Source organism: Lentzea sp. NPDC092896 (assembly GCF_044754905.1).
Lineage (GTDB): Bacteria > Actinomycetota > Actinomycetes > Mycobacteriales > Pseudonocardiaceae > Lentzea.
Map to the genome: position 1 here is coordinate 254,529 of NZ_JBIVPX010000012.1, position 6,143 is coordinate 260,671.

Annotated in this window: 8 protein-coding genes; 4 read left to right on the top strand and 4 right to left on the bottom strand. The window is 68.7% G+C overall.

Going from position 1 to position 6,143, the window contains the following annotated elements; translation table 11 throughout:
* Nucleotides 1-9 precede the first annotated feature (9 nt).
* On the top strand, nucleotides 10-426 hold the full coding sequence (locus ACIQF0_RS42195; RefSeq protein ID WP_360042445.1) for a cytochrome c oxidase subunit 4: 417 nt from the start codon (nucleotides 10-12) through the stop codon (nucleotides 424-426).
* Between the two features lie 177 nt (nucleotides 427-603).
* On the opposite strand, the gene ACIQF0_RS42200 is transcribed toward ACIQF0_RS42195, so the two are convergent.
* The 4 genes from ACIQF0_RS42200 to ACIQF0_RS42215 form a co-directional block, all read right to left on the bottom strand.
* Nucleotides 604-1,290, bottom strand: a complete 687-nt coding sequence (locus ACIQF0_RS42200) for a lysophospholipid acyltransferase family protein (protein WP_360042448.1) — start codon at nucleotides 1,288-1,290, stop codon at nucleotides 604-606.
* 157 nt (nucleotides 1,291-1,447) lie between these two features.
* The gene (gene trpD, locus ACIQF0_RS42205) at nucleotides 1,448-2,500 is read right to left on the bottom strand and encodes an anthranilate phosphoribosyltransferase (protein ID WP_401039645.1); all 1,053 of its coding nucleotides are present in this window, start codon (nucleotides 2,498-2,500) and stop codon (nucleotides 1,448-1,450) included.
* Between the two features lie 7 nt (nucleotides 2,501-2,507).
* The gene (locus ACIQF0_RS42210; protein ID WP_319978396.1) at nucleotides 2,508-2,918 is read right to left on the bottom strand and encodes a hypothetical protein; all 411 of its coding nucleotides are present in this window, start codon (nucleotides 2,916-2,918) and stop codon (nucleotides 2,508-2,510) included.
* 65 nt (nucleotides 2,919-2,983) lie between these two features.
* Nucleotides 2,984-3,397: a hypothetical protein gene (locus ACIQF0_RS42215; protein WP_401039648.1), complete on the bottom strand. Its 414-nt coding sequence runs from the start codon at nucleotides 3,395-3,397 to the stop codon at nucleotides 2,984-2,986.
* A 93-nt stretch (nucleotides 3,398-3,490) separates the two neighbouring features.
* Between ACIQF0_RS42215 and ACIQF0_RS42220 the strand changes: the two genes are divergently transcribed.
* From ACIQF0_RS42220 to ACIQF0_RS42230, 3 genes are read left to right on the top strand one after another with little or no spacing between them, the layout of a single operon-like run.
* Complete coding sequence (locus ACIQF0_RS42220; protein ID WP_093599929.1) at nucleotides 3,491-4,102, top strand: heme-copper oxidase subunit III; 612 nt, start codon at nucleotides 3,491-3,493, stop codon at nucleotides 4,100-4,102.
* A 52-nt stretch (nucleotides 4,103-4,154) separates the two neighbouring features.
* Nucleotides 4,155-4,967 (top strand): c-type cytochrome, encoded by an 813-nt coding sequence (locus ACIQF0_RS42225; RefSeq protein WP_401039650.1) that lies wholly within the window; start codon nucleotides 4,155-4,157, stop codon nucleotides 4,965-4,967.
* Nucleotides 4,964-6,088, top strand: a complete 1,125-nt coding sequence (locus ACIQF0_RS42230) for a ubiquinol-cytochrome c reductase iron-sulfur subunit (protein ID WP_360042460.1) — start codon at nucleotides 4,964-4,966, stop codon at nucleotides 6,086-6,088. Before ACIQF0_RS42225 ends, ACIQF0_RS42230 begins: the two co-directional genes overlap by 4 nt.
* Nucleotides 6,089-6,143 lie beyond the last annotated feature (55 nt).

A 6,143-nucleotide genomic window follows, 5' to 3' on the forward strand; every position in this document is an offset into this window, starting at 1 on the left:
CGCCTCGCGATGAAGATCGAAGCTCGCGTATTCGACCTGGTGATGGCCTTCTCGTTCCTGATGGCCATCGTGTACGGCTACTGGACGCACCTGGCGACCGGCCACGTCGAGCCCACCGGCACGGTGGCGCTCGCGCTGACCGGTGGCCTGGCCCTCATCACCGGCACCTACTTCCGGTTCGTCGCCCGCCGCATCGAGGTGCGGCCGGAGGACAACCCCGACGCCGAGGTGTCCGACGGCGCCGGTGAGCTGGGCTTCTTCAGCCCCGGCTCGTACTGGCCGGTCGGGCTCGCCGCCGCGGCGGCGACCACCGGTGTGGCGCTGGCGTTCTGGCACGTGTGGCTGCTGGTGATCGCCATCGTCATGGTGCTGGTCATGGTCGGCGGTCTGGTGTTCGAGTACCACACCGGTCCCAACCACGACTGATATCCGATACATCGGATATTGCTTCGACTGAGGCCCCCTCCACAGCGGAGGGGGCCTCAGTCGTGTGTGGACGGACTGATGTCCCGTATGTGATACATCGCATATCGCACGAGAAAGGGCCCTCCCCGCCGACAGCGAGGAGGGCCCTTTCGCAGGCCTCGAACGAGTCTGTGGCGGCTACGCGGCGGCCGAGACCTTCTCGGGCGTCTTCTGGTACGCGTCGACGTACTCCTGGCCGCTCAGGTCGAGGATGCGGTAGATGATCTCGTCGGTGACGCTGCGCAGCACCGGCAGCGACTCCTCCATGCCCTCGTAGCGGCTGAAGTCGAGCGGCTCGCCGAAGCGGACCGTCACCGGGACGATCTTCGGGAACCTGCTGCCGACCGGCTGCACCTTGTCCGTGCCGATGATGCCGACGGGGATGACCGGGGCCCCGGACTCCAGCGCCATGCGGGCCACGCCCGTGCGGCCGCGGTGGAGCATGCCGTCGAGCGAGCGCGTGCCCTCCGGGTAGATGGCGAAGGCGTCACCCCGCGCGAGGATGTCGGCGGCCGTGTCGAGCGCTGCACGGGCGTCACGGCCCTTGCCGCGGTGCACCGGCACGTGGCCGAGCGAGGAGAAGAACCAGCGCGACAGCGAGCCCTTCAGACCGGTGCCCGTGAAGTACTCCGCCTTCGCGAGGAACGACACCCGGCGCGGCACGACCATCGGGATCACGACGCTGTCGATGAAGCTGAGGTGGTTGGCCGCCAGGATGACGGGGCCGTCGGTGGGGATGTTCTCCAGACCGTCCACCACCGGGCGGTAGACCAGACGGGCTGTGCGCGCGACGACGTGCTTCATCACCGGGTAGAGGAGGGCCATGACTCCAGCATTCCAGGTGGCGATTGCGACGGCGTTACCACGTGGCGCGCATCTCTGGCCCATCACTCGCTCGGACTACACCGATGCGGCGGCCGTGCGAGCAGGGTCACGCGTCGGCGACGACGCGTGACCGGAACCCGTTCAGTCAGTCGTTCGGTTACTTCTTAGAGGACGCCTTCAGAGCCTGTGAGAGCTCCACCCAGCGGCTCAGCAGCGTCGCCGCCCTGCCTGAGTCGATCGCGTCGGCCGCGCGGCTCAGTGAGGCCGTCAGGTCGGCGTGCAGGTCGTCGGAGAACCCGCCGTGCGCCGCGATGGCGCCCGCCGCGTTCACGAGCACCGCGTCCCGCACCGAACCCGTCTTGCCGGCCACGAGGTCGCGGACCACCTGGGCGTTGACCGACGAGTCGCCGCCCTTCAGGTCCTCCTCGCGCGCGGGCTTCACACCGAGCACGGACGGATCGATGGTCTCCGTGCGCACCACACCGTCCTGCGCGAGCCACGCGGACGTCGTCGTGGTCGTGGTGATCTCGTCGAGCCCGTCGTCGCCCCGCACCACCAGCGCGGTGTTGCGCCGCCGCGCGAACACGCCGGCGATCAGCGGCGCCGCCGACGCCCGCGCACAGCCGATCAGGCCGACCGTGGGCTGCGCCGGGTTCGTCAGGGGGCCGAGCAGGTTGAACGACGTGGGAATGCCGATCTCGCGTCGCACCGGGCCCGCGTGCCGGAAGCCGGGGTGGAACACCGGCGCGAAGCAGAAGCCGATGCCGAGTTCGCGCACGGTCTCCTGCACACCGCCGGCGGGCAGGTCGATCGCGACGCCCAGCGCCTCCAGCACGTCCGCCGTGCCGCACTGCGACGACGCCGCGCGGTTGCCGTGCTTGACCACGGGCACGCCCGCGGCGGCCGTGATGATCGCGGCCATCGTCGAAATGTTCACCGAACCGGAATGATCGCCGCCGGTGCCCACGATGTCGGTCGCCCGCACGTCCACCGTGAACCGGTTCGCGTGGTTGAGCATCATCGTCGCGAGGCCGTCGACCTCCTCCGGCGTCTCGCCCTTGGCGCGCAGCGCGACGACGAACGCCGCGATCTGCGCCGCGGTCGCCTCGCCGGACATCACCTGGTCCATTCCCCAGGCGGTGTCGTCAGCGGTCAGGTCGACGCCGTCGAGCAGCCGGTTGAGCAGCGAGGGCCAGGTGCGCTGGCTCATGACGGGATCAGCCCTTGACGACGGGCAAAGCCAAGCCCCGCAGCACCTCGGCCACGGTCTCGGCGGCGGCCAGCGGGTCGAGCGGGTGCACCAGCACCGCGTCCGCCTGCGACCAGGTCGCGAGCCACCTGTCGTCCTTGCGGCGCACCGCGACGACGATCGGCGGGCAGTTCGTGATCTCGTCCTTGAGCTGGCGGGACAGGCCCATGCCACCGGTCGGCTGCGCCTCGCCGTCGAGGATCAGCAGGTCGACGGTGCCGTTGTCCACCTCGTAGAGGACGTCCGCGATAGCGCCGACCTCGACGTACTCGACGCGCGCGAGGTCCGGCGCGGGACGGCGGCCGACCGCAGTGATGATCGTCTCACGCACCTCGGGCCGGTGGCTGAACACCAGGATCTTCGTGGTCTGCGTGCTCATCTCTGGATCCTCCGCTGCGACTGCCGACTGCGGTCGTGAAGAAAGTGACCAAGGTCGCCGTGATGCTATCGGGCCGGTTCGTGTGGTTTCTGCAGGGCGTCCCACCCCAGTGCGTCCCCGCCCAGTCGTTGCGCCAGCGAGGCCATCCTCGACCGCTCCTGAGCGCAGTGCAGGGCGTCCAGCTTCTGCACCCGACTGATATGCGATATATCACCGGCGGCGAGCACCCAGCCGTCGGGCGTGAGCAGCTCTCGCGCGCGTTCGACCTGGTCAACGGGGATGCGCACGTGGTGGCGGAGCACGGCGAGCTCGTCGGCGCGCCACTGCGGCGAACGGGCCAGAGCGGCCGAATCGGCCTCCGCGATGTCGAACGCCTCGACCACGACGACCAGCTCCGGATCGTCGATCGACAGCGTCGGCACCTCCCGCTGTCCGCGGAGTTGGCGCAGCATGTCCCGCAATCGGCCCAGCAAGCCCATTCGTTGATCTCCTCGCGATCACCCGCTGTGTGACCCAGCCGACCCATGATCCGCGCAGGACCCGATGGGCGGACGGAAATTCCGCAGGCAATAATGCTGCGCGTGACCACGGCAGCGCCTTCAATCGGCCAGCGCGTGCACTCGCTGAACCGCCCGAACATGGTCAGCGTCGGCACGATCGTCTGGCTGTCCAGCGAGCTCATGTTCTTCGCTGGCCTCTTCGCCATGTTCTTCACGGTGAAGGCCCAGAACGACACTGGGCATTGGCCCCCAGCGCCCACCCACCTGAACGTTCCCTACGCGGCGGTCTTCACGATCATCCTGGTCGCGTCGTCCTTCACGTGTCAGTGGGGCGTGTTCGCCGCTGAGCGGGGCGACGTGTTCGGTCTGCGTCGTTGGTACATCGTGACGTTGATCATGGGAGCGATCTTCGTCGGAGGCCAGGCGGGTGAGTACTTCACCCTCGTCGAGGAGGGCACGACGATCCCGTCGTCGGCCTACGGCACGGTCTTCTACCTCACGACCGGCTTCCACGGCTTGCACGTCATCGGCGGTCTGATCGCGTTCGTCTACCTGTTGATCCGGACGAAGCTCAGCAAGTTCACGCCGGCGCAGGCCACCTCCGCCATCGTCGTGTCGTACTACTGGCACTTCGTCGACGTCGTGTGGATCGGGCTCTTCGCCATCATCTACATCGTGCCCTGACCTGCTCCCCAGCCACGAGCTCCCGAACTGACAGCAAGGGTTGCCGCACACCATGACCACCACTACGAAACGCCCGCGCGGCGCCCGCACGAAGCTGCGCCGCCGGGTCGCCGGTCTGCTCGCGCTGGGCTTCGCCCTGCTCAGCGCAGGCATGCTGTTCGCCGCGTTCGCGCCCCAGGCGCAGACCGCTCAGGCGCAGCAGGAGGACGCTCTGGTCCGCCAGGGCGAGCAGATCTACCTGAACACCTGCGCGGGCTGCCACGGCAAGTCCCTCGAGGGCGTCAAGGACCGCGGGCCGAGCCTGATCGGCGTCGGTGACGCCGCGGTGTACTTCCAGACTTCCTCCGGCCGCATGCCCATGGCGCGGCAGGAGGCCCAGGCCATCCGCAAGCCGGCGAAGCTCACCCCCGAGCAGATCAACGCGCTGATGGCCTACATCACCGCCAACGGTGGCGAGGGCCCGAAGAAGCCCTCCGAGTCCGGCGAGGCCCTGCGCGGCGACAACCCCGCGCGCGGTGGCGAGCTCTTCCGCCTCAACTGCGCCAGCTGCCACAACTTCACGGGCCGTGGCGGCGCGCTGTCGTCCGGCAAGTTCGCGCCGGAGCTCGACGGCGTGACCGAGGACCAGATCTACACGGCGATGCTGACCGGCCCGCAGAACATGCCGAAGTTCGGCGAGCGCCAGCTCACGCCGGAAGAGAAGAAAGACATCATCGCGTACGTCAAGTCGGTCACCGACGGAAACAACAACTCCGGCGGTAACCCCCTGGGCGGGTTCGGACCCGTCTCCGAGGGATTGATCGCGTTCATCGTGGGCATCGCCGCGCTCATCGGCGTGACCCTCTGGATCGGAGCCAAGGCATGAGCGGCGACAAGCCGACCGAGCTGCCCAGCGAGGCAGAGCTCGCGGAGATGAGCCGGGACGACCTCGTCAGGCTCGGCACGAAGATGGACGGCGTCGAGCTCGTCCACTACGAGGAGAGGTTCCCGGTCCCCGGGACGCGTGCCGAGCGTCGCGCCGAGCGCGTCGTCGCGCTCTGGTTCGTGATCTCCGCGTTGTCCGGACTGGCCTTCCTCGGCGTGTTCCTGTTCTGGCCGTGGCAGTACGAGGCCCCGCACACCGACGGCCACCTGCTGCACATGCTCTACAACCCGCTGATCGGCCTGTTCCTGGGCCTGTCGGTGGTGGCGCTGGGCGTCGCCGCGCTGCTCTACACCAAGAAGTTCATCCCCGAAGAGCTCGCGGTGCAGCAGCGCCACGACGGCCCGTCGGCCGAGGTTGACCGCGCCACCCTGGTCGCGGAGCTCGCCGACGCGGGCGAGCGCAGCGGCATCGCGCGCCGCAGCCTGATCAAGCGCACCGCGGGCCTCGGCGCCGGCGTGCTGGGTCTGGGCGTCGCGGCCGTCCCGCTGGGCGCGCTCATCAAGAACCCGCACGCGGACAGCGAGACCAAGAACTCGCTGTGGCACACCGGCTGGAAGGCCGAAAAGGGCGAGAAGGTCTACCTGCGCCGCCACACCGGCAACTTCCACGAGGTCTCCCTGGTGCGTCCCGAGGACGTCGAGCCGGGCGGCTTCGAGACGGTGTTCCCGTTCCGGGAGTCCGAGCGCGAGGACGAGCACGCCCTGGTCGCGGCCCTCAAGCGGGCCGACGCGCCGGTCATGCTCATCCGCATGCGCCCGAACCAGGCGGTCACCAAGCGCGCTGGTCAGGAAGACTTCAACTACGGCGACCTCTACGCGTACTCCAAGATCTGCACGCACCTCGGATGCCCGACGTCGCTGTTCGAGCAGCAGACCGGTCTGCTGCTCTGCCCGTGCCACCAGTCGCAGTTCGACGTGTTCGAGTACGCCAAGCCGCGGTTCGGTCCGGCAACCCGTCCTCTTCCCCAGCTTCCGATCACGGTGGACGAAGACGGATACTTGGTTGCCCGCAGCGACTTCATCGAGGCTGTGGGTCCGGCGTTCTGGGAGCGTAAGTCATGAGTGCCATCACCACGCCGACGAAGCCGGCCAACGCGGCCGCGCGCGTCGCAGGGGC

What these genes read in the sequence shown, in the direction of transcription:
- ACIQF0_RS42210 (WP_319978396.1), bottom strand. Translation starts at nt 2,918, where the DNA reads ATGAGCACGCAGACCACGAAGATCCTGGTGTTCAGCCACCGGCCCGAG.
- ACIQF0_RS42195 (WP_360042445.1), top strand. Translation starts at nt 10, where the DNA reads ATGAAGATCGAAGCTCGCGTATTCGACCTGGTGATGGCCTTCTCGTTC.
- trpD (WP_401039645.1), bottom strand. Translation starts at nt 2,500, where the DNA reads ATGAGCCAGCGCACCTGGCCCTCGCTGCTCAACCGGCTGCTCGACGGC.
- ACIQF0_RS42200 (WP_360042448.1), bottom strand. Translation starts at nt 1,290, where the DNA reads ATGGCCCTCCTCTACCCGGTGATGAAGCACGTCGTCGCGCGCACAGCC.
- ACIQF0_RS42225 (WP_401039650.1), top strand. Translation starts at nt 4,155, where the DNA reads ATGACCACCACTACGAAACGCCCGCGCGGCGCCCGCACGAAGCTGCGC.
- ACIQF0_RS42230 (WP_360042460.1), top strand. Translation starts at nt 4,964, where the DNA reads ATGAGCGGCGACAAGCCGACCGAGCTGCCCAGCGAGGCAGAGCTCGCG.
- ACIQF0_RS42220 (WP_093599929.1), top strand. Translation starts at nt 3,491, where the DNA reads ATGCTGCGCGTGACCACGGCAGCGCCTTCAATCGGCCAGCGCGTGCAC.
- ACIQF0_RS42215 (WP_401039648.1), bottom strand. Translation starts at nt 3,397, where the DNA reads ATGGGCTTGCTGGGCCGATTGCGGGACATGCTGCGCCAACTCCGCGGA.